Origin of the sequence: Xanthomonas sp. WHRI 7065, from assembly GCF_040203115.2 — a bacterium.
In the GTDB taxonomy this organism is placed as follows: Bacteria; Pseudomonadota; Gammaproteobacteria; order Xanthomonadales; family Xanthomonadaceae; genus Xanthomonas; species Xanthomonas arboricola.
Genome location: NZ_CP168194.1, coordinates 138,812 through 159,061, shown reverse-complemented (window position 1 = coordinate 159,061; position 20,250 = coordinate 138,812). Strand labels below are relative to the sequence as shown.

Genomic DNA, 20,250 nt, shown 5'->3' with positions numbered 1-20,250 from the left:
GAGTCACACCATGTCTGCTTCCAGTCTGTTTCTCGCTCTCACTCTGGTCTGGGGAGGCTATGAAATGCTGCTCAGCCGCCGTCGCCGCGCCAACGATGGCGGCGCGCACGACCAGGGCACGCTGCAGCAGCTGTGGCGGGTGCTGTCTGTGGCGGTGGCCATTGCGGTGGCGCTGGCCTATAGCGGGCTGGCGCGCTGGCCGCAGGGCTGGTACGCACCGCTGCAGTGGGCCGGCTGCGCCCTGATCGTCAGTGGGCTGGCGTTGCGCGTATGGGCCATCCAGGTGCTGGCACGCTGGTTCACGGTGGATGTGACCATCCAGTCAGACCACCAACTGGTACGCAGCGGCCCATACCACTGGCTGCGTCACCCGTCCTATACCGGCGCGCTGATGGCGTTCTACGGGCTGGCGCTGGGCATGGGCAATGGGTTGTCGGTGGCGGCGATCGTGGTGCCGGTGACGTTGGCGTTTCTGCACCGCATCCGGATCGAAGAGGCCGCGTTGCAGCGTGCATTTCCGGTTGCCTACCCGGCCTATGCCGCGCAGAGCCGGCGCCTGCTGCCGCTGGTGTGGTGAGAGTTGATAAGGCTGCGGCGCAGCACCACTGCGCTGGGCCTTGCCGGGCTTGCGTCCTGCAGATCGCGCAGCGGTCCACCGGCCACACCGATGGTCTTACACTCAGTGGCTACCCCGCCGCTGCCGTTCGTCTTCGATGATCATTTCCGCCGCTTCCGACTACCGTGCCGCCGCGCAGGCGCGCCTGCCGCCGTTCCTGTTCCACTACATCGATGGCGGCGCCTACGCCGAGCACACGCTGCGGCGCAATGTCACGGATCTGGCCGATATCGCGCTGCGCCAGCGGGTGCTACGCAACATGTCGGACCTGAGCCTGGGCACCGAGCTGTTCGGCGAGACGCTGGCGATGCCGGTGGCGTTGGCGCCGGTCGGGCTGACCGGCATGTATGCGCGGCGAGGCGAAGTGCAGGCCGCGCGCGCGGCGGCCGCGCGCGGGATCCCGTTTACGTTGTCCACGGTGTCGGTGTGCCCGATCGAGGAAGTGGCGCCGGCGATCGCGCGGCCGATGTGGTTCCAGCTGTACGTGCTCAAGGACCGCGGCTTCATGCGCAACGCGCTGGAGCGCGCCAAGGCGGCCGGGGTGACCACACTGGTGTTCACCGTGGACATGCCCACGCCGGGCGCGCGCTACCGCGATGCGCACTCGGGCATGAGCGGGCCCAATGCGTCGCTGCGGCGCATGCTGCAGGCGGTGACGCATCCGCGCTGGGCCTGGGACGTGGGCCTGCTGGGTCGCCCGCACGATCTGGGCAATATCTCGACTTACCGCGGCAGCCCGACCGGCCTGCAGGACTACATCGGCTGGCTGGGCGCCAATTTCGACCCGTCCATCGCCTGGAAAGACCTGGAATGGATCCGCGAGTTCTGGACCGGGCCGATGGTGATCAAGGGCATCCTGGACCCGGACGATGCGCGCGATGCGGTGCGCTTCGGCGCCGACGGCATCGTGGTGTCCAACCATGGCGGCCGCCAGCTCGACGGCGTGCTGTCCAGCGCGCGCGCGTTGCCGGCCATTGCCGATGCGGTGAAGGGGCAGCTGAAGATCCTGGCCGACTCGGGCATCCGCAGCGGGCTGGACGTGGTGCGCATGCTGGCGCTGGGCGCCGATGCGGTGCTGCTGGGGCGCGCGTTCGTCTATGCGCTGGCGGCCGGTGGCCAGGCCGGCGTGGAGAATCTGCTGACCCTGATCGAGCGCGAGATGCGCGTGGCGATGACCCTGACCGGCACCCATTCGATTGCCGAGATCAGCAGCGATGCGTTGAGCCGGGTGACGCGGGAGAACGCGGTCTCGCCTTGATGGGATTCGGGATTTAGGATTTGGCATGCGTTGGTAGCTGAGAGCGGGTGGTCTGCGACTTGGCTGCAGGGCCCTTGCCCGCCCACCGTCGCGGGACACGCCGCAAGTACGTCCATGTAGGCTCTTACGCGGCATCCATGCCGCGTAAGGTCCCGCGACGGTGGGCGGGCAAGGACCTGTCGAGATGGTCGGTGTGCTTGGTCAGGCTGTGTGCGTGATGCGTGTCTGATCGAATGAACGTAGCGAGCAGTCGTCGGGTCGGTGCGGGCTGCGCACAGGAGCCGCGGCGTACGCGTTACATGCCAATTCCGAGTATCGACCGCGCCCGCCTGGTGGCGGCGCAGTCGTCTTGTGGGCTGCGCTTAGTGGTTGTCGTCGCCGGTGGGCAAGTATTGCTGCAACGCCAGCACCGATTCCCAGGGATCTGCACGCTGACGCTTGGCCCGTTGCAGGGCCTTGTCCATTGGGAAGGCATCCGGGCCGCTGATCTTGCCGAGTTCTTCCCAGCGCAGCGGCACGGCGACAGTGGCCTTTTCGCGTGCTCGCAGCGACCACGAACACACGCTGGTATTGCCGCGCCCATTGCGCAGCCAGTCGACGAAGATCACGCCGTGGCGCTTGGCCTTGCTCATGGTGGCCACGTAGCGGTCCGGGGCGTGCGTGGCCAGCGCCTGGGCGAAGGCCTCGCAGAAATCGCGCGCCTGTTCCCAGTCCGCTTCCGGCACGATCGGCACCACCACATGCAGGCCCTTGCCGCCGGACAGGCGCACCGCGCTCTCCAGGCCGGCACTGCGCAGCTTGGCGCGGATGTCGCGCGCGGCCGCCACCACGTCGGCCCAGGACACCCCGTCGCCCGGGTCCAGGTCGAACACCAGCCGATCCGGATGCTCCGCATCGTCGACCTGCGCGCCCCAGGGATGCAGCTCCAGCGTGTTCATCTGCACCAGCTCGAGCAGGCCGGCGGCATCTTCGACGTAGATGTAATCCTCGGTGCCGCTCTTCTGCTGCAGCGGAATCGCCTTGATATGCGTGCCCAGGTGGCGGCCTTCGTGCTTCTGGAAGAAGCAGTCGCCACCGGCGCCATCGGGGCAGCGCAGCAGCGACAAGGGGCGGCGTGCGATCTCTGCCAGCACCAGCGGCGCCACTGCGCGGTAATAGTCGGCCACATCGCCCTTGCTGATGCCCGCTGCGGGAAACACCACCCGCTCGGGATGGGTGATGGTGATGCCGTCCGTCGACGTGGACGTGGACGTGGATTTGGATTTGGATGTTGTGGACTTGGACGCCGTAGATTTGGAGACCGTGGACGTGGGCGCTGCAGCCTTTTTGGATGTCGAGGTCGCGGTCGTCTTCGATGCCGTCGACCGCACGCGCTTGCTGGCGGTGCTGGTGGATGCGTCGACCGTCGTTCTCGACGTTTTTTTACTCGCCGCCTTGCGCGCAGGCGCGGCGGTCGCTGTCGCAGCACTGCCTTTACCTGCAGCACGCGCCTTGCCCGGCGCGGCGCGGTCGCCGCCCAACTCGCTCATGGGTTTGTCCTCGCGCAGACGCTTGAACGCGGCCTGCCGCAGCAGGCCTTCCTTCGCCCAGCCGCGAAAGGCGACCTCGGCGATCAGGACCGGCCGTACCCAATGCACATCGCGTGGCCGCCCCGGGATATGCGTCGGCAATTCCAGCGTGGCAGTGTCGCTGTGCAGCGCCTGCAACAGCGTGGTGATCTTGCCGAGCAAGGCATCGTCGAAGCCGGTGCCCACACGCCCGACGTAACGCAGCGTCTTGCCCTCGCGCTGCGCCATCAGCAAGGCACCGAAGCCGCTGCGCGCGCCTTTGGGATCGGTGTAGCCCACCACCACGAACTCATCGCTGTCTTCGTGCTTGGTCTTGACCCAATCGGCGCTGCGCCCTTCGCGATACCGCGCATCGGCGAGCTTGCTGACGATGCCTTCCCAGCCGGTGCCGGCACTGGCCGCGAAGACCTCCGGGCCGTGGCCGATCACATGGTCGCTAAACGCCAGCGTGCCCGGCACATCGCCCAGCACGTCGTGCAGCAATTGCTTGCGTTGCAGCAGCGGGGTGTCGCGCAGATCCACTCCGGCCACGCCGAGCAGGTCGAACACGATGTAGCGCAGCGGTTGCGTGACGCTGCCATCGAGCGCGCGTTGCAATGCCGAGAAATCGCTGCGCCCCTGCGCATCCAGCACCACCAGCTCGCCATCCAGGCGTGCATCGCGCACCGGTAGGGCCTGCACTGCGCGCACCACGTCCGGGAAACGCTGCGTCCAGGCCTGGTCGTTACGCGAGCGCAGCTGCACCTGGCCATCGACCATGTCGGCCAGCAGGCGGTAGCCGTCCCACTTGATCTCGTGCAACCAACGCTCGCCATCCGGCGCCTGCTCGCGCAGCAAGGTCAGTTGCGCGCGCAGCTCGGTTGGGCATGGCGCATCGCGGGCACCGTCCAGCGCCAGGGCGCGGGTACGCCATTGCCTGGATTCCGCACGCGCCGGGCGCGCGCGTTTGCCGGCTGCAGTTGCCCCGGCGCTCGCCTTTGCCGCCGGCGCGCGCCGCGCCCGGCTGGCCTTGGCACGGGTTGCCGGCGCCGCCGCAGCAGCCGATGCGCCGGCGGCCTGCTGCGCCACCAGCGCATCGGCATCCAGATCGGCCGCGTACGCATCGCTGCGCTTGAACAGCAGCCATTGCGGTTTTCCGCCGCGCATCTGCGTGCGCACCAATGCAAAACCGCCGCGCAGCAGCGTGCCCTGCAGTTCGAATTCCAGCTTGCCGGCTTCCAGTGCCGCCAACGCATCGCCGTCGCACTGCCAATGCCCGTGGTCGAACACATCCACATGCCCGGCGCCGTAATGGCCCTGCGGAATGTCGCCCTGGAAGCTGGCATACGACAGCGGGTGATCCTCCACCTGAACTGCCAGACGCTTTTCGCCCACGCGCAACGATGGGCCCTTCGGCACGGCCCAACTCTTGAGCACGCCTTCGACCTCCAGACGGAAGTCGTAATGGCGCGAGCTGGCGTGATGCAACTGCACGACGAAGATCGGCTGCTTGCTGGCGCGCGCCGGCGTGTCGCCGGCCGGCTCCGGGGTCTGGTCGAAGCGGCGCTTGGCGTTGTAATCGTGCAATGACATGGGCGGGGCCTAGCCGGCCTTGCGGCGCGGTGCCGCCTTGCTGGCGGTGGTCTTGGTGGCCTTGGTGGCCTTGGCCGCGGTCTTCTTGGTGGCCTTCTTGGCCACTTTCTTGGTGGCGGTCTTTTTGGCCGACCCCGTTGCCGGCGCGCTGCTCTTCTTGGCCGGCGTACGCGTATTGGCCTGCAGGCTCTTCTGCAGCAGCGACATGAAGTCGACCACGTTGGTGCTGGCGTCTTCGTGCGGCGGCGGCTCGACATCCACGGTGGTGGTGCCGCCCTTGGCCTGGATGCGCTTGCGCAGGATCTGCTCGAGCTTGCCGCGGAATTCGTCGTGGTAATCCTCCGGCTGCCAGGTGCCGGACATCGACTCGATCAGCTGCTTGGCCATCTCCTGTTCCTTGGGCGTGATGCGGTACTCGCCCACCGCGCCGGCCGGCAGCTTGAAGTCCTGCGGGTCCACCACTTCCTGCTGGTAGCGCAGCAGCAGCAGAATCAACGCATCGCCCTGCGGCATCACCGCGGCCAGGTATTCGCGCGTGCGGATGACCACCTTGGCAATACCCACCTTGCCGGTGTCGCGCAGCGTCTCGCGCAGCAGCACATAGCCTTTTTCGGCCTTCTTGCCCGGCACCAGGATGTAGGGCTTTTCGAAATAGCGCGGGTCGATATCGGCGGCGTCGACAAAGGTTTCCACCTCCACCGTTTCGTGGCTTTCCGGCGAGGCCGAGCGGATGTCCTGCTCTTCGACGATGACATAGCTGCCCTTGTCGTACTCAAACGCCTTGACGATCTCCTTCCACGGCACCTCATCGCCGGTGTCGGCGTTGACGCGCTCGAAGCGGATCGGCTTCTTGTCGCGCGAATCGAGCATGCGGAAATGCAGATCCACCTTGCGCTCGCCCGACATCAACGACACCGGCACATTGAGCAAGCCGAACGAGAGCGTTCCGGTCCAGATCGGTCGTGCCATCGGCGTGTGACTCCGGGTGTTGTGTGAGTTAACCCATAGCTGTAGCGCGGCCACCGTGATCCATGCGTGAGCCGTGCGTCTGCAGCTGCCACTGCGCCCCCTTCACTAGGCGCGCGGTGAACTGCGCATCCATCCCGATGACCAGGAGCACCGCATGTCCCGCGACCCACTGCGCGACCAACCGACCCAGCCGGGCGAACAGCACGGCAAGCGCGATGCCGAACATTACGAGGACCGCGGCGCCGGCGATGCGCCAGATACGTTGGTTCCCGCCGATGGCGACACCCCGGCCAAGAAGCCCGGCACCGCGCCGTCGACCGTGGCAGACCGCTGAAACCAGCCGGCTGATGCCCCGCCCGGCAGCACAGCCAGGCGGGCCCGGGTTACGCCCGGCCTGCCCGCTGCAACCGGGCGAACTCCTCGTCGGCAAACAGGCGCGAGCGCACCAGAAAGCGCACGCCCTCGCCGTTTTCCAGCGAGAACATGCCACCGCGCCCCGGCACCACATCGATGATCAGCTGGGTGTGCTTCCAGTATTCGAACTGCGAGGGGCTGATGTAGAACGGCGCGCCGCCGATCTCGCCCAGCAGCACGTCGCGGTCGCCGACGATGAAGTCGCCCACCGGGAAACACATCGGCGAGGAGCCATCGCAGCAGCCACCGGATTGATGGAACAGCACATCGCCGTGGCGTGCGCGCAGCGTATCGATCAGCTGCAACGCCGCCAGCGTGGCCATCACCTGCAACGGCGGGTCTGTCTGCGTGGTGGTGCCCTGCATCGTCTGCCTCCTGCGGCGCGGTCAGGCCGCCATGTCGAGCACGATACGCCCCTCGATCGTTCCGGCGTGCATGCGCGCGAACACGTCGTTGATGTTGTCCAGGGTGTCGGTGGCTACGGTCGCCGCAACCTTGCCCTGCTCGGCGAAGGCCAGTGACTCCTGCAGGTCCAGCCGGGTGCCGACGATCGAGCCGCGTACGGTCACGCCATTGAGCACCATGCCGAAGATGTCCAGCGGGAACTGGCCCGGTGGCAGGCCGTTGAGCGACACCGTGCCGCCACGCCGCACCATGCCGATCGCCTGCTCGAACGCTTTGGGCGACACCGCGGTGACCAACGCGCCGTGTGCGCCGCCGATTTCCTTCTTCAGGTACGCCACCGGATCGGTGGTGCGCGCATTGACCGTCACCGTGGCGCCCAGACGCCTGGCCAGTGCCAGCTTGGCGTCGTCCACATCCACGGCGGCTACGTTCAGTCCCATCGCCTTGGCATATTGCACTGCCATATGGCCGAGCCCGCCGATGCCGGAAATCACCACCCACTGACCCGGCTTGGTATCGGTGACCTTCAGGCCCTTGTAGACGGTGACGCCCGCGCACAGGATCGGCGCGACCTCGACGAAGCCGATGCCCTTGGGCAGATGCCCGACGTAGTCCGCATTGGCCAGCGCGTACTGCGCGAAGCCGCCGTTGACCGAGTAGCCACTGTTCTGCTGCGCCTCGCACAGGGTTTCCCAGCCACCCAGGCAGTGCTCGCAACGCCCGCAGGCCGAGTACAGCCACGGGATGCCGACGCGGTCGCCTTCCTTGATGTGCTTGACGCCTTCGCCGACCGCCACCACGTGGCCAACACCTTCGTGGCCGGGAATGAACGGCGGGTTCGGCTTGACCGGCCAGTCGCCTTCGGCGGCGTGCAGGTCGGTGTGGCAGACGCCACAGGCTTCGATCTTGACCAGGATGTCGCCGGCGGCCGGGCGCGGCACCTCCACCTCCTCGATCACCAGAGGCTTGCCGAACTCGCGTACCACTGCAGCTTTCATCGTCTTGTCCACATTGCACTCCTGTCGCTGTCGTTGAGGAACCTTAGCCCCGGGCCGCAACCGGGGCCTTGATCGAGGTCAAAGCCGCGGCGCGCACGCGCGGTGCCAGCCGATCGTCGCCGCGCACGAGCGCGACCGGCATGGGTGTCAGAAGAAGCCCAGCGCCTTGGGCGAATAGCTCACCAACAGGTTCTTGGTCTGCTGGTAATGGTCGAGCATCATCTTGTGATTCTCGCGGCCGATGCCCGACTGCTTGTAGCCGCCGAACGCGGCATGCGCCGGATAGGCGTGGTAGCAGTTGGTCCACACGCGCCCGGCCTGGATCGCGCGGCCCATGCGATACAGGCGCGACGCATCACGACTCCACACACCGGCACCCAGGCCGTACAGCGTGTCGTTGGCGATCGCCAGCGCTTCGGCCTCGTCCTTGAAGGTGGTCACCGACACCACCGGCCCGAAGATTTCTTCCTGGAACACGCGCATCTTGTTGTGGCCCTTGAACACCGTCGGCTTGACGTAGAAGCCCCCGGCCAGCTCACCATCGAGCGTATTGCGTTCGCCGCCGATCAACACCTGCGCGCCCTCCTGCTTGCCGATGTCGATATAGGACAGGATCTTTTCCAGCTGCTCGCTGGAGGCCTGCGCGCCAACCATGGTGTTGGGATCGAGCGGGTTGCCCTGCTTGATCGCGGCCACGCGCGCCAGCGCCTTTTCCATGAACTTCTCGTAGATCGATTCCTGGATCAGCGCGCGCGACGGGCAGGTACACACCTCGCCCTGGTTGAAGGCGAACAGCACGAAGCCTTCCACCGCCTTGTCGAGAAAATCGTCGTCTTCGGCCATGACATCGGCAAAGAAGATGTTGGGCGACTTGCCGCCCAGCTCCAGCGTCACCGGGATCAGGTTCTGGCTGGCGTATTGCATGATCAGCCGGCCGGTGGTGGTTTCACCGGTGAAGGCGATCTTGGCGATGCGCGGGTTGCTGGCCAGCGGCTTGCCGGCCTCAAGCCCGAAGCCGTTGACCACGTTGAGCACGCCCGGCGGCAACAGGTCGCCGATGACTTCCATCAACACCAGGATCGAGGCCGGTGTCTGCTCGGCCGGCTTCATCACCACGCAGTTGCCGGCGGCCAGCGCCGGTGCCAGTTTCCAGCACGCCATCAGCAGCGGGAAGTTCCACGGAATGATCTGCCCGACCACGCCGAGCGGCTCGTGGAAGTGATAGGCGATGGTGTCGCTGTCGATCTCGGAGATGCCACCTTCCTGCGCGCGGATGGCGCCGGCGAAATAGCGGAAGTGATCCACGCACAACGGCACATCGGCATTGAGCGTCTCGCGCACCGGCTTGCCGTTGTCCCAGGTCTCGGCATGGGCGAGCAATTCCAGATTCTGCTCGATGCGGTCGGCGATCTTGAGCAGCACATTGGAGCGCTCGGTGGTGGAGGCCTTGCCCCAGGCGTCCTTGGCCGCGTGCGCGGCATCCAGCGCGGCTTCGATGTCCTGTGCGTTGGAGCGCGCGATCGAGGTGAACACCTTGCCGTTGATCGGCGTGGTGTTGTCGAAGTATTGGCCGCTGTGCGGCGCCACCCACTTGCCGCCGATGAAGTTGTCATAGCGCGGTTTGAAGATGGACTGCGGGTCGGTGTTCAGCGGCTTGGCGGATGTGACGGCATTCATCGGTGTCTCCTGCGGTACATGGGAGGAAGCCCGTGACGGGCGTCCCCGTTGTCACGCAAGGGCGATGCCAGGTTTTGCCTGCTGCACTGCGTCAGCCCGATCACGCCGCAGGTGCGACCGATGGTTGCGGTCTTCGCTGCGGCGCATCACGCGCGGCGCTTGCGCTGTGTCCGCAAACATGGTGTTTATCGCGACAGTGATCTTCTGGGCTGTCGCAGATTGCGACACGAGGTGGCGGATGGCGATGTCGACGGAGCAGCAGCTGGGCCGCGCGCGGCGCTCGTTCTTCGAGCGCGGCGCGATGCCGGCCGGGCAGGTACCGGACGCGATCCTGCAGTCGTGGCGACGCTGCCAGCGCCAGGGCCTGGCCGCCGAGGCTGCACCGGCGATCGAACCGGTCAGCGCCGCACGCCTGCGCGAGATGCGCGAACGCCACGAGACCCTGTGGCGGCGCGCACGCGCCGAGCTGGAAGGGCTGTCGGCCGACGCAGCGGCCACCGGTAGCGTCGTGCTGCTCACCGACGAGGCTGGCTGGATCCTCGATGCCGAGGGCAGCACCGGATTCCTCGAGCGCGCCGGGCGGGTGGCACTGATGCCCGGCGCCTGTTGGAGCGAGAGCGTGTTCGGCACCAATGCCATCGGCACCGCGATCGTGGAGAGCCGCTCGATCGAGGTCCGCGGCGGCGAGCACTACCTCGCCCCGCACGGCATCCTCAGCTGTGCCGCGGCACCGATCTTCGACCCTTACGGGCAGCTGGTGGGCGTGCTCGACATCTCCGGCGACGCGCGTCTGCAGCACATCCACGCGCTGGGACTGGCGCGGCGCGCAGTCGCCAGCATCGAGCACCGCTACTTCGACGACGGCATCGCCGATTGCGAACTGCTGCGCGTGCACCACGACCCGGCCCTGCTCGGCACCGCGCGCGAGGGCCTGCTGGCATTCCGCGGCGGGCGCCTGGTGGCAGCCAACCGCGCCGGCCTGCAGCTGTTCGGGCTGGAGCGCCATGAACTGGGGCGCGCGCGCTACGACGCGCTGTTCGAGGAGCCGCTGACCCGGCTGCGCCACGACGGCGCCCTGTTCGATCGCCAGGGCCGCGCCCTGTACGGGCGCGTGGACGAGCGCGGCGACGCGCGGCCGCGCCGGCGCGCCACGCAGCCACCGATCACGGTCTCGGCCGCCCGCCAGGACGGTGACCGCGACGCGCCGCTGTTCGAGGCCGAGATCGAGCGCCTGCTCGGGCGCGCCTGCCGGGTGCTGGATGCCGAGCTGCCGGTGCTGGTGCAGGGCGAGACCGGCACCGGCAAGGAGGTGTTCGCGCGCGAGCTGCACCGCCGCTGCACGCGCGCCGGCCGCCCGTTCGTCGCGGTGAACTGCGCCGCGCTGCCCGAGGGTCTGATCGAGGCCGAGCTGTTCGGCTACGAGGACGGCGCCTTCACCGGGGCGCGCAAGCACGGCAGCCCGGGGCTGCTGCGCCAGGCCGAGGGCGGGGTGCTGTTTCTCGACGAGATCGGCGATATGCCGCTGGCGCTGCAACCGCGGCTGCTGCGCGTGCTGCAGGAGCGCGAACTGTCGCCGCTGGGTGGCGGCAAGCCGGTGCGGCTGGACTTCGCGCTGATCTGCGCCACCCACCAGGACCTGCAAGCGGCGATCGCCGACGGCCGCTTCCGCGCCGACCTGTACTACCGCATCGCCCATCATGCGGTGGCGCTGCCGGCGCTGCGCGCGCACGCAGACCGCCCGCTGCTGGTGCAGGAGCTGTGGCAACGCCTGGGCCAGGGCCGCCGGCTCAGCAGCGACGCGCTGCGGGTTCTGGCCGACTACGACTGGCCGGGCAACCTGCGCCAGCTCTCGGCCTGCCTGCGCACGCTGGTGGCGCTGAGCGAACCCGGCGAGTGCATCGACCGCGACGCGCTGCCGGGCTACCTCGCCACCCGGACCGCAGTGTCGGCGCTAGCCGGTGCCGCACCGGCACCGGCACCGGCACCGGCCGATAGCCTGGAGCAGCTGGCGCAGGCGGCGATGCGGCAGGCGCTGGACGCCTGCGGCGGCAACGTCGCGCAGGCGGCACGCCGGCTCGGCATCAGCCGCAGCACGCTGTATCGCCGGCTCGGCCCGCAACGGGCCTGACACCGGGCGCGGATGCGCATGCCCACCGCCAAAACCCCTCGCGGCCCCCGTCAGTGCCGGCGTGCGTCATGCTGTATTCCTTGACGCAAACGGTGGCGTGCAGGCAACGGGAAACCACGACGCGAGCCAGCTCGGCGCATTACCGCCGCTGACCAACGCCCTCTCACATTGCACATCAAGTAGGGAGTCTGCGGGTACAGAACCTTACTATGCCATTCCTCTCAAAGTGCCTGGACTTCCGCCCGCCATCGCGATCGCTGCAGGCAGCGACCGCATTGCCGCCGTGGAGCGCGACGGGTGACCTGCACACCGTGCGCACGCACCTCAGCCGCGCGGTGCAGTCGGCTTGAAGACGTCGGGATCGGCCATGGCAGCAGCGCAGTCCTGCACGTTTCTCAGGTGATAGGACTGCAACTGCCAACCCGCTGTGGCCGATGCCGCAGTCCACCGATACGTCCAGTGATAGCGCATCCCCGCGCCACATGCGTCGATGGCGACCGTATCGCCAGGCTGACCATGTTCCGGGAAGGCCACCTCGCTACTGGTCAGGTCTGCACGCCCGCTGGCAGCTGGCGCCTGAGTGCGGTAACTGGTGCGCAGCTGGCCTAGCTTGGCGGCACTTGCCGGCCGCTGTTGCCTGGACGGCTGCGCCAGCAACCAGCGATGCACCTGCGCCACGGCCGGGCTATCGGCCGGAAAGGTCCGCGTTACCTGCAGCGTGCCTGGTTCAGAAGATGCAGCGGCATTGGCGATGGTGCCGCTCAAGAGACTGGTCGCGCCGAACGCCGCAACCGACACCACGTGCAGGAATGTCATCCCATGCTCCATGCGTTGTGTGCGGAACACCGAGCCTAGCACGCAGCGCACGAACGGCTGGCCGCAGGCGTTGCAGCGATGCCGTGCAGGACCAGGTGCACCCTACGCAGCTCGGTGTTTGCAATAACCCGCCATGCAGGAGTGGCTGCGTGGATGCAAACCGATGCCGCCAGCACCCGCGCGCCGGGCGCCGGGCGCAGCGATCAGATCCAAACGTCGTTGTCTGCGGTGTATGCGCCGCCCGCATCGCCGGTATTGACCACGCCGCGCGGCTCGACCAGCAGCACGCTGCATTCGTGCTCCGCCGCCGGGCGGTGTTCGACCCCCTTGGGCACCACGTGCATCTGCCCGGCCGACAGCGCCACCACGCCGTCGCGAAACTCGATGGTCATGTTGCCGTCCAGCACGATGAACACCTCGTCCGTGTCCGCATGCCGATGCCACACGAACGCACCTTGCAGCTTGACCAGTTTGAACTGGTAGTCGTTCATTTCCGCGACGACACGCGGGGACCAGTGCTGCGACAGCAGGGCGAGCTTGTCGCTGAAATCGATCGGGGCGTAGCGCGTGTTCAACGGAAACATCCTTGTGCGGGGAATGCGCTTGCAAGCTTAGTGCATCGCATCACCGGCAGTCACCGCTGCATCAATGCGGAGCATTGCAGGTGCGCGTGGCGAACAGCGCAAGCGGTTTGCCCGGCGCGATGGGTTCATGCGCGCGCGTTGCGGGCGTCTGCCGCGCGCCACGCCCGCACCGCTGCGATGACCTGCGCACCGTGACTGGCGCTGGCATCACGCGCGGCAAAATCGTGCGGCCGCCATTGCACCTGTGCGGCCAGCCGTGCGCAGGCGGCATGCCCGTCTGCCAGCACGTCGGCCTGCTCGGTTGCGTTCAACGCCAGCAGAAGCGAGAAGCCGGTGGCCGAGATCGTGCAGTTGATGTCCAGCCAGTAGCGGTTGTCCGCGCGCAGGAGAAACCAGCCTGCGGGGGCGTGATCGATGACCATCATGGTGGGCCCTGGTGTGGTGGTCATAGGTGTGGCGTGCGATGGCAGACCGTGCGTTGGCGGGATGGCTTTGTCGCGCCCGGGTGCGCTCCTACGGGCGGTGTGGGCGGTGGTGTGCACGCACCGCCCATTGACGGCTCAGCCGCCGAAATCCCATTGCAGGCCGACCGTGTAGGTGCGGTCCGGACCGGGTTCGTAATAGCGCCCATTGCCGTCGTTGACGATCACCGAGCCGATGTAGTGCCGGTCCAGCGCATTGTCGATGCGGGCGAAGGTGCGCAGCCCGCCCAGCGTGGTGGTCCAGCGCCGGGAGGCTTCCAGGTTGACCAGCGCGTAGCCGGGCGCGCGCTCGGTGGCCATGTCGTTGACCACGGTGGCGTCGGAGGCCACCGTTTCGGCGGCGAACTGCCATTGCAGCGGCTGCCACTGCCAGCGCGCGAACAGCTGCTGGCGCGGCACGCCCGGCAGGCGCGCGCCGCTGGCCACCGGTGCGGTGGGCGTGGCGCAGCCGCTGCTGGCGCAGGTGAGGTAGCCATCGCGCACGGTGGCATCGACGAAGGTGTAGGCCAGCTGCAGCTGCTGGGTGGTGCCCACCGGTTGATTCCAGCTCAGCTCCGCGCCCTGGCGGCGGGTGGCACCGATGTTGCGATAGGTGCTGCGCCCATTGGTGTTGCTGGCCACGGCCAGTTCGTCGTCGGTGTCGGCGCGGAACAGCGCCACTTCCACCGCTGCGCCGCTCTGCGCTCGCCACTTGCTGCCGATCTCATAATTGCGGCTGGTCGCCGCGCCCAGATCCAGCGCCAGGCCGGCGCCGCCATCGCTGCGATAACCCAGCTCGTTGAAGGTGGGCGTTTCGAAACCGCGCCCGACCGAGGCGTAGAAACGCAGGTCCTCGGCGGCACGAAACACGATGCCGGCCACCGGCGTGGTTGCCGAATAATCGCGCTGGCCGCTGTCGTCGGGGTTGCGCCCGAGGATGTAGTGATCGTCCGAGTCGAAGCGCACCTGGCTATGCCGCACGCCCAGCAGCGCCGACCAGCGCTGGCTCCACTGCCACCACGCCTGCGCAAACTGGTCCACGTTCTCGACCTGGTCGCGCTGGTTGCGGCGCAGCGCGCCCTTGACGCCCAGCGTGTCGCCGACGAAGTTTTCGTAACCGGTGCGGTGCTGGCGCTGGCGATCGACGTTCGCGCCCACGGTCAGCTGCAACGGCCGGCCCAGCGCCTCGCCCTGCCAGGCCCAGCGCGCATCGGCGCCCTCGTAATTGCTGTCCAGATCGATCACCCCGCCCGAATGCAGCGGGTTGCGCTGCACTGCCACCGGGATCGCCAGGAACTGCTCCACGCTGCGCTGCCCGCCGTAGGCCATCAGCCGCAGCGTCTGGCTGTCGAACTGCTGGGTGAAGATGGCGCCGGCCTGCGACTGGCGCACCGATTTGCGGGTGTTGAACTGGGTGGCCACCGCCGTGGCCTGCACCGGGTCGGCATTGAACTGCGCGCGGGTCAGGCCGAGCGGGTCCTGCGCGTCGGGTGCGTCCAGATAGTTGAGCACCAGGTCCAGCCGGCGGCCCTCGGCCAGATCGAAGCCGAGCTTGGCGTTGACCGAATCGCGCTTTGCACGGCTATGGGCGCGGAAGCCGTCGGTTTCGAAATGATTGGCGGCCAGGTTGTAGTGCACCGCGCCCTGCTGGCCGAGCAATTGCGCACCCGTGTTGACGGTGGCATTGCTGCCGTATGTGGCGCGCAGCCGCCATGGGTCGCCCGGCGCGCCGTCGGCGCTCCACAGCTGCAGCACGCCGCCGGAGGAGTTGCCGTACAGCGCCGAAAACGGCCCGCGCAGCACTTCCACCCGCTCGGCGCCCAGCACGTTGAAATGCGAGAGCTGGCCCTGGCCGTCGGGCATGCTGGCCGGGATGCCGTCGACCAGCAGGCGCACGCCGCGCACGCCGAAGGTGGAGCGCGCGCCGAAGCCGCGGATCGACAGCTGGGTGTCCTGCGCGTAGTTCTGGCGATCGCGCGCCACCAGGCCGGGGATGCCGTCCAGCAGCTCGGACACCTGCGCGCCGCGGCGGTTGTCGGCATCGGCCGCCACCACGGTGAAGGAGGCCGGCAGGTCGAAGTCGTCCACCCCGCGCACGCGTGCGGCGTCCACCTGCACGGTGGGCAATCGCTGGATCGGTGTGGAGGCGGGCGGCGCCGGATCGGCGGCCAGGACGTGCGGCGCGGCGCTCGTGGCGAACAGGCCGCAGGCGGCGGCCAACAAGGTAAGTCTGGGCATGGGCGTAGTGTCCCTCATCCGTACTGTGGCCGCATCGTTGCGTACGGAACGAAGCATGCTACGCCGGCCATGGGCTGCTACGATGAAGTGGTTTGGCCCAGCCGCGGCCGAGCATCCCGGAAGTCCCTCACTCTTTCGTCCTTCAGCGAGTCATGCCGTGTCCTTCTTTGCAAACGTGGAACAGGTTCCAGGCGACCCCATCCTGGGCCTGACCGAGGCCTACAACGCCGACAGCCGCCCCAACAAGGTCAACCTGGGCGTGGGCATCTATTACGACGAAAACGGGCGCATCCCGCTGTTGCGCGCCGTGCACAAGATCGAGCAGCAGCTCGCGCTGGACGCCAAACCGCGCGGCTACCTGCCCATCGACGGCCTGGCCGCCTACGACAAGGCCACCCAGGAGCTGCTGTTCGGCGCCGAGTCGGCGCTGGTGGCCTCCGGCCGCGTGGCGACCTCGCAGACCGTCGGCGGCAGCGGCGCCTTGCGCGTGGGCGCGGACCTGCTCAAGAAGCTGCTGCCCACCTCCACCATCGCCATCAGCAACCCGAGCTGGGAAAACCATCGCGCGGTGTTCGGCGCGGCCGGCTTCGAGGTCGTGGACTACACCTATTTCGATGCCGCCAGCCATGGGCTGAACTTCGACGGCATGCTCGCCGACCTGGCAAAACTCGAACCGGGCACCGTGGTGCTGCTGCACGCCTGCTGCCACAACCCGACCGGCGCGGACCTGAGCAAGGAGCAGTGGAAGCAGGTAGCCGGGCTGTTGAAGGAACGCAACCTGTTCCCGTTCGTCGACATCGCCTACCAGGGCTTTGACAAGGGCATCGAGGCCGATGCGTATGCGGTGCGTCTGCTCGCTGCCGAAGGCATCGACAGCTACGTGGTCGCCAGCTCGTACTCCAAGTCGTTCTCGCTATATGGCGAGCGCGTGGGCGCGCTGTCGGTGGTCTCGGCCACTGCGGCCGAAGCCAAGGCCGTGCAGTCGCAGGTCAAGCGCATCATCCGCACGATCTACTCCAGCCCGTCCACGCACGGCGCCGCGCTGGTGGCCGGTGTGCTGACCAGCCCGGAGCTGCGCGATCTGTGGGAGCAGGAGCTGACCGAGATGCGCGAGCGCATCCACGCCCTGCGCGCGGGCCTGGTGGCCAAGCTGGCCACGCTGGGCGCGCCGGAGTTCGAGTTCATCCAGCGCCAGGCGGGCATGTTCTCGTACTCGGGCCTGACCAGAACGCAGGTGGACCGCCTGCGCGAGGAATTCGCGATCTACGCCGTCGGCACTGGCCGTATCTGCGTGGCCGCGCTGAGCCAGCGCAACCTGGACTACGTGGCACAGGCCGTGGCCACCGTCAGCCGCATGTAAGCGAGCGCAGCGCGATCGGCCAACGCGGCCGACGCCGGCAAACCGGGAGCGCGCCAGCCTCCCGGTTTTTTTGTGGTTGTTCGCCGCCCTTGCGCGTGTGCAGAGCTGCGCCAAGGCCGCATGGTACATGTCGGCAACCCTAGTCTTGGACACCACATTCGCGCATGTTCGATCAGGTTTGCTGCAAAACGCGCATCCAGTGATCGAAATCTAACGGCGCAATGGCGACAATGGCCGACCACTTCCTACACAGGCTGCCCGCTCCCATGTCGCGTCCCTCGCTGACCCGCTTCCTGATCGAAGAGCAACACGCCGGCCGTATCGACCCGGAATTGCGCCAGCTGATCACCATCGTCTCGCGCGCTTGCAAGCGCATTTCCATCGCCGTGAGCAAGGGCGCCCTGGGCGGCGTGCTTGGCGATGCCGGCACCGGCAACGTGCAGGGCGAGGCGCAGAAGAAGCTCGACGTGCTCAGCAACGACATCCTGCTCGAAGCCAATGCCTGGGGCGGCCACCTGGCCGCGTGCGCGTCGGAAGAAATGGATCACAGCCAGCCAGTGCCCGACCAGTACCCCAGCGGCGATTTCCTGCTGCTGTTCGATCCTCTGGACGGCAGCTCCAACATCGACGTCAACGTCTCGGTGGGCACCATCTTCTCGGTGCTGCGCGCGCCCAAGGGCACCGAAAAACCCGGCGACGAGCACTTCCTGCAGCCTGGCACCCAGCAGGTTGCCGCCGGCTACTGCATCTACGGCCCCAGCACGATGCTGGTGCTCACGCTCGGCCACGGTACCCACGCCTTCACCCTGGAGCGCGAGGAAGGCAGCTTCCTGCTGACCCAGGCCAACATGCGCGTGCCCGAAGACACCGCCGAATACGCCATCAACATGTCCAACCAGCGCCATTGGGAACCGGCCATGCAGTCCTACGTCAGCGACCTGCTGGCCGGCAAGGACGGCACCCGCGGCAAGGACTTCAACATGCGCTGGATCGCCAGCATGGTCGCCGACGTGCACCGCATCCTCACCCGCGGCGGCATCTTCATCTACCCCTGGGACAAGAAGGACGCGTCCAAGCCGGGCAAGCTGCGCCTGATGTACGAAGCCAACCCGATGAGCATGCTGGTGGAACAGGCCGGCGGCGCGGCCACCACCGGGCGCGAGCGCATCCTGGACCTCCAGCCGACACAGCTGCATCAGCGCGTGCCGGTGTTCTTGGGGTCGAAAAACGAAGTGAGTGAGGCCACGCGCTATCACGTGGAGTTCGATAAGGCGCAGGGCTAGACTCTGGTATAGACAATCCCAGCATGGCATCCCGGTTCGTGGTGTCATGCTGGACGATAACCTTCTCGGACGACGACGTCGCGCCAATCGATTTCATCAAGACCAGCGCCAACGATCCGATTCTTGTAACCGCGTCGATCGGTGCCGGCAAATATCCGGCTGGACAACAAAACTGGGCGCATTTCAACATCGGCATTACGGTCGATACGAATTTCGCTAGATTTGATCGCCGCACCATCGAAACTGACACGGATTTTTATGCTTGTCGCATCTGGACCGCCTGATGCTCCGTCGCAAACAGCCACAAATAGTACCTACCGACATCAGTAGCATCCCCGGACTCCGACCCGACGCTGATTAGGGCGGACGGATCCACCGCTGATCGGGGCAACGCCGACATTGCATGACGCCAACCGCTGGAAGATTGCTAGCAGACCAGTTCGAGTCTGGGCAACGCATCGGCGTCTCCTGGTGCTTCTAAGATCGAAAGCGAACCAACTTTGAATTGCGGCTTCACATAAGGCATTATGCGATTGGGTAAGGCCTTCGCCTGCTGGGGAGCAGCACTCTTATTATCCAAGCATGTGAATAATTATCACGGCCAGGATACAGCATGCTTTCCTCATTAACTCCGGCCGACATGGGACTGCACCCGTCAGCAAAATACATATATCGTAAAATTTTTAACAGGGGGACTTCCAATGAAGCTTAGCATTCTGTTGTTATTTCTTTTTGCTCCTAGCAGTGCTTTTGCGGACACCACACAGAAAGGAACAATATCTCGCTTCGTTGTCGAGCTAACTTACTTATCTGTCTGGCTTGAAAATCAGCCTACAAACAATGAGTGCCTCTCAGATGGCAGATGGGTAGTAGATTTTTCGAGCGACCCAATCGCAAAAGAAAAATATTCAGCAATCCTTGCCGCTGCGACCTCTAGAACGCCCATAGTGCTGCAATACACTTCCACTCAGGGGTGCGGTGCCTTTGGCGCAAAGAAAATACATTACGTAGACGTTTTATATTAATAATCACAAATAGCGCGCGCCGGTTTTTTGGGATTCTAAGAATGAAGTGAATGAAGCCACACGCCGCGCTGACGCATGCCAGACACCCGCCCCGTGCGGGTGTCTTTGTTTGTGACAACGGCTGATTGTGCAATCAATGATGGTCTGCAGAGCGACGAGAACTGCGCCAGCAGCCACATCCTGCCGCAAGTTGACTCACCACCGGGCAGCGGTGAGTATCGCCCTCGGGCCGGAGTGGGACGGTCTACGGGAAGTCGATCTCTACGCGCAATGCCTTGCAAGCAGTCGCCTGACTGCCCGCAGGGATCACATATCGATCAGGGAGTTCACATGAAGACCGCATGTGTTGCACTGGTGGCTGCCGTCATGTTGCAGGCCACACCCGCCTTCTCCACATCAACCGCGCCATCGCCACTGGTCGGAACCTGGCTGCTGGACACCAGCAGCCTGCCGATGCCGCCGGCTGCACGACCCAAACGTGTCGTCCTGGAGTTCAAGCAGGTTCCAGGCAACAAGTGGGCCACCAGCGCCGAGATCATCGAACACGACAACAAGACGCTGCAGGCGCAATCCACGCTGTTGCTGGACGGCACACCGGGCAAGGCCTCGGGCACTTACCTGGTCGATCGCGCCGCAGTCAAAATGCCCGAGCCCGGCGTGCTGGTGATGCAGTTGATGTATCAAGGTGTCCCGGCATCCACACGCACCTATACGGTCAGTGCCGACGGCAAGGTCATGACCGAGATTGAAGCGTACTTCAAGGACGGCAACCCGGTGATGCGCACGGCGTATTTCAAACGCGCGGCAAGTCAGTACAAGTGAACACGGGCGAGCCGACGCCGCATCGCGGCGCGGCTCGTTTATTTGAGGAGCAGCGG

17 protein-coding genes are annotated in these 20,250 nt (G+C 66.4%); 8 read left to right on the top strand and 9 right to left on the bottom strand.

Features of this window, described 5'->3' with window-relative positions; translation table 11 throughout:
• Positions 1-10 precede the first annotated feature (10 nt).
• Both ABQY64_RS00660 and lldD read left to right on the top strand, forming a co-directional pair.
• Positions 11-577: an isoprenylcysteine carboxylmethyltransferase family protein gene (locus tag ABQY64_RS00660; RefSeq protein WP_104596907.1), complete on the top strand. Its 567-nt coding sequence runs from the start codon at positions 11-13 to the stop codon at positions 575-577.
• A 136-nt stretch (positions 578-713) separates the two neighbouring features.
• Entirely contained in the window at positions 714-1,874 is a 1,161-nt protein-coding gene (lldD, locus tag ABQY64_RS00655; protein WP_104596901.1) for an FMN-dependent L-lactate dehydrogenase LldD, read from the top strand.
• Between the two features lie 362 nt (positions 1,875-2,236).
• On the opposite strand, the gene ligD is transcribed toward lldD, so the two are convergent.
• Entirely contained in the window at positions 2,237-5,014 is a 2,778-nt protein-coding gene (gene ligD / locus ABQY64_RS00650) for a non-homologous end-joining DNA ligase (RefSeq protein WP_349779631.1), read from the bottom strand.
• A gap of 9 nt (positions 5,015-5,023) precedes the next feature.
• Positions 5,024-5,983: a Ku protein gene (locus ABQY64_RS00645; protein WP_349779630.1), complete on the bottom strand. Its 960-nt coding sequence runs from the start codon at positions 5,981-5,983 to the stop codon at positions 5,024-5,026.
• A 154-nt stretch (positions 5,984-6,137) separates the two neighbouring features.
• Here ABQY64_RS00645 and ABQY64_RS00640 point away from each other — a divergent pair, with 154 nt between their 5' ends.
• Positions 6,138-6,317: a hypothetical protein gene (locus ABQY64_RS00640; RefSeq protein ID WP_039529303.1), complete on the top strand. Its 180-nt coding sequence runs from the start codon at positions 6,138-6,140 to the stop codon at positions 6,315-6,317.
• Between the two features lie 49 nt (positions 6,318-6,366).
• Here ABQY64_RS00640 and ABQY64_RS00635 read toward each other — a convergent pair whose 3' ends face one another.
• The 3 genes from ABQY64_RS00635 to adh all read right to left on the bottom strand — a co-directional run bounded on the left by ABQY64_RS00635 (position 6,367) and on the right by adh (position 9,477).
• Positions 6,367-6,762 carry a DUF779 domain-containing protein gene (locus ABQY64_RS00635; RefSeq protein WP_102583418.1) on the bottom strand — a complete coding sequence of 132 codons (396 nt, stop codon included), beginning with the start codon at positions 6,760-6,762 and terminating at the stop codon, positions 6,367-6,369.
• A 21-nt stretch (positions 6,763-6,783) separates the two neighbouring features.
• Positions 6,784-7,812 (bottom strand): alcohol dehydrogenase AdhP, encoded by a 1,029-nt coding sequence (gene adhP / locus ABQY64_RS00630; RefSeq protein ID WP_349779629.1) that lies wholly within the window; start codon positions 7,810-7,812, stop codon positions 6,784-6,786.
• A 135-nt stretch (positions 7,813-7,947) separates the two neighbouring features.
• Positions 7,948-9,477: an aldehyde dehydrogenase gene (gene adh / locus ABQY64_RS00625; protein ID WP_349779628.1), complete on the bottom strand. Its 1,530-nt coding sequence runs from the start codon at positions 9,475-9,477 to the stop codon at positions 7,948-7,950.
• 238 nt (positions 9,478-9,715) lie between these two features.
• Here adh and ABQY64_RS00620 point away from each other — a divergent pair, with 238 nt between their 5' ends.
• Positions 9,716-11,605 (top strand): sigma-54-dependent Fis family transcriptional regulator, encoded by a 1,890-nt coding sequence (locus ABQY64_RS00620; RefSeq protein ID WP_349779627.1) that lies wholly within the window; start codon positions 9,716-9,718, stop codon positions 11,603-11,605.
• A 324-nt stretch (positions 11,606-11,929) separates the two neighbouring features.
• On the opposite strand, the gene ABQY64_RS00615 is transcribed toward ABQY64_RS00620, so the two are convergent.
• The 4 genes from ABQY64_RS00615 to ABQY64_RS00600 all read right to left on the bottom strand — a co-directional run bounded on the left by ABQY64_RS00615 (position 11,930) and on the right by ABQY64_RS00600 (position 15,704).
• A complete protein-coding gene (locus tag ABQY64_RS00615) occupies positions 11,930-12,421 on the bottom strand; it encodes a hypothetical protein (RefSeq protein WP_349779626.1) in 492 nt (163 codons plus the stop codon).
• Positions 12,422-12,624: 203 nt separating this feature from the next.
• Complete coding sequence (locus ABQY64_RS00610) at positions 12,625-13,005, bottom strand: cupin domain-containing protein (protein ID WP_003487955.1); 381 nt, start codon at positions 13,003-13,005, stop codon at positions 12,625-12,627.
• A 125-nt stretch (positions 13,006-13,130) separates the two neighbouring features.
• The gene (locus ABQY64_RS00605) at positions 13,131-13,430 is read right to left on the bottom strand and encodes a hypothetical protein (protein WP_349779673.1); all 300 of its coding nucleotides are present in this window, start codon (positions 13,428-13,430) and stop codon (positions 13,131-13,133) included.
• A gap of 135 nt (positions 13,431-13,565) precedes the next feature.
• Positions 13,566-15,704 (bottom strand): TonB-dependent receptor, encoded by a 2,139-nt coding sequence (locus ABQY64_RS00600; RefSeq protein ID WP_349779625.1) that lies wholly within the window; start codon positions 15,702-15,704, stop codon positions 13,566-13,568.
• A 157-nt stretch (positions 15,705-15,861) separates the two neighbouring features.
• Here ABQY64_RS00600 and ABQY64_RS00595 point away from each other — a divergent pair, with 157 nt between their 5' ends.
• From ABQY64_RS00595 to ABQY64_RS00580, 4 genes are all read left to right on the top strand, one after another.
• Positions 15,862-17,064: an amino acid aminotransferase gene (locus ABQY64_RS00595; RefSeq protein ID WP_016903903.1), complete on the top strand. Its 1,203-nt coding sequence runs from the start codon at positions 15,862-15,864 to the stop codon at positions 17,062-17,064.
• Positions 17,065-17,330: 266 nt separating this feature from the next.
• A complete protein-coding gene (locus ABQY64_RS00590) occupies positions 17,331-18,347 on the top strand; it encodes a class 1 fructose-bisphosphatase (protein ID WP_047126451.1) in 1,017 nt (338 codons plus the stop codon).
• 23 nt (positions 18,348-18,370) lie between these two features.
• A complete protein-coding gene (locus ABQY64_RS00585; protein ID WP_047126452.1) occupies positions 18,371-18,631 on the top strand; it encodes a hypothetical protein in 261 nt (86 codons plus the stop codon).
• A 1,095-nt stretch (positions 18,632-19,726) separates the two neighbouring features.
• The gene (locus ABQY64_RS00580; protein ID WP_349779672.1) at positions 19,727-20,194 is read left to right on the top strand and encodes a LuxR family transcriptional regulator; all 468 of its coding nucleotides are present in this window, start codon (positions 19,727-19,729) and stop codon (positions 20,192-20,194) included.
• Positions 20,195-20,250: the final 56 nt, after the last annotated feature.

Coding starts and splice junctions, on each gene's coding strand:
- ABQY64_RS00640 (WP_039529303.1), top strand. CDS start 6,138: ATGTCCCGCGACCCACTGCGCGACCAACCGACCCAGCCGGGCGAACAG.
- ABQY64_RS00615 (WP_349779626.1), bottom strand. CDS start 12,421: ATGACATTCCTGCACGTGGTGTCGGTTGCGGCGTTCGGCGCGACCAGT.
- ABQY64_RS00600 (WP_349779625.1), bottom strand. CDS start 15,704: ATGCCCAGACTTACCTTGTTGGCCGCCGCCTGCGGCCTGTTCGCCACG.
- ABQY64_RS00605 (WP_349779673.1), bottom strand. CDS start 13,430: ATGATGGTCATCGATCACGCCCCCGCAGGCTGGTTTCTCCTGCGCGCG.
- ABQY64_RS00635 (WP_102583418.1), bottom strand. CDS start 6,762: ATGCAGGGCACCACCACGCAGACAGACCCGCCGTTGCAGGTGATGGCC.
- adh (WP_349779628.1), bottom strand. CDS start 9,477: ATGAATGCCGTCACATCCGCCAAGCCGCTGAACACCGACCCGCAGTCC.
- ABQY64_RS00660 (WP_104596907.1), top strand. CDS start 11: ATGTCTGCTTCCAGTCTGTTTCTCGCTCTCACTCTGGTCTGGGGAGGC.
- ABQY64_RS00645 (WP_349779630.1), bottom strand. CDS start 5,983: ATGGCACGACCGATCTGGACCGGAACGCTCTCGTTCGGCTTGCTCAAT.
- ABQY64_RS00585 (WP_047126452.1), top strand. CDS start 18,371: ATGGCATCCCGGTTCGTGGTGTCATGCTGGACGATAACCTTCTCGGAC.
- lldD (WP_104596901.1), top strand. CDS start 714: ATGATCATTTCCGCCGCTTCCGACTACCGTGCCGCCGCGCAGGCGCGC.
- ABQY64_RS00620 (WP_349779627.1), top strand. CDS start 9,716: ATGGCGATGTCGACGGAGCAGCAGCTGGGCCGCGCGCGGCGCTCGTTC.
- ABQY64_RS00610 (WP_003487955.1), bottom strand. CDS start 13,005: ATGTTTCCGTTGAACACGCGCTACGCCCCGATCGATTTCAGCGACAAG.
- ligD (WP_349779631.1), bottom strand. CDS start 5,014: ATGTCATTGCACGATTACAACGCCAAGCGCCGCTTCGACCAGACCCCG.
- ABQY64_RS00590 (WP_047126451.1), top strand. CDS start 17,331: ATGTCGCGTCCCTCGCTGACCCGCTTCCTGATCGAAGAGCAACACGCC.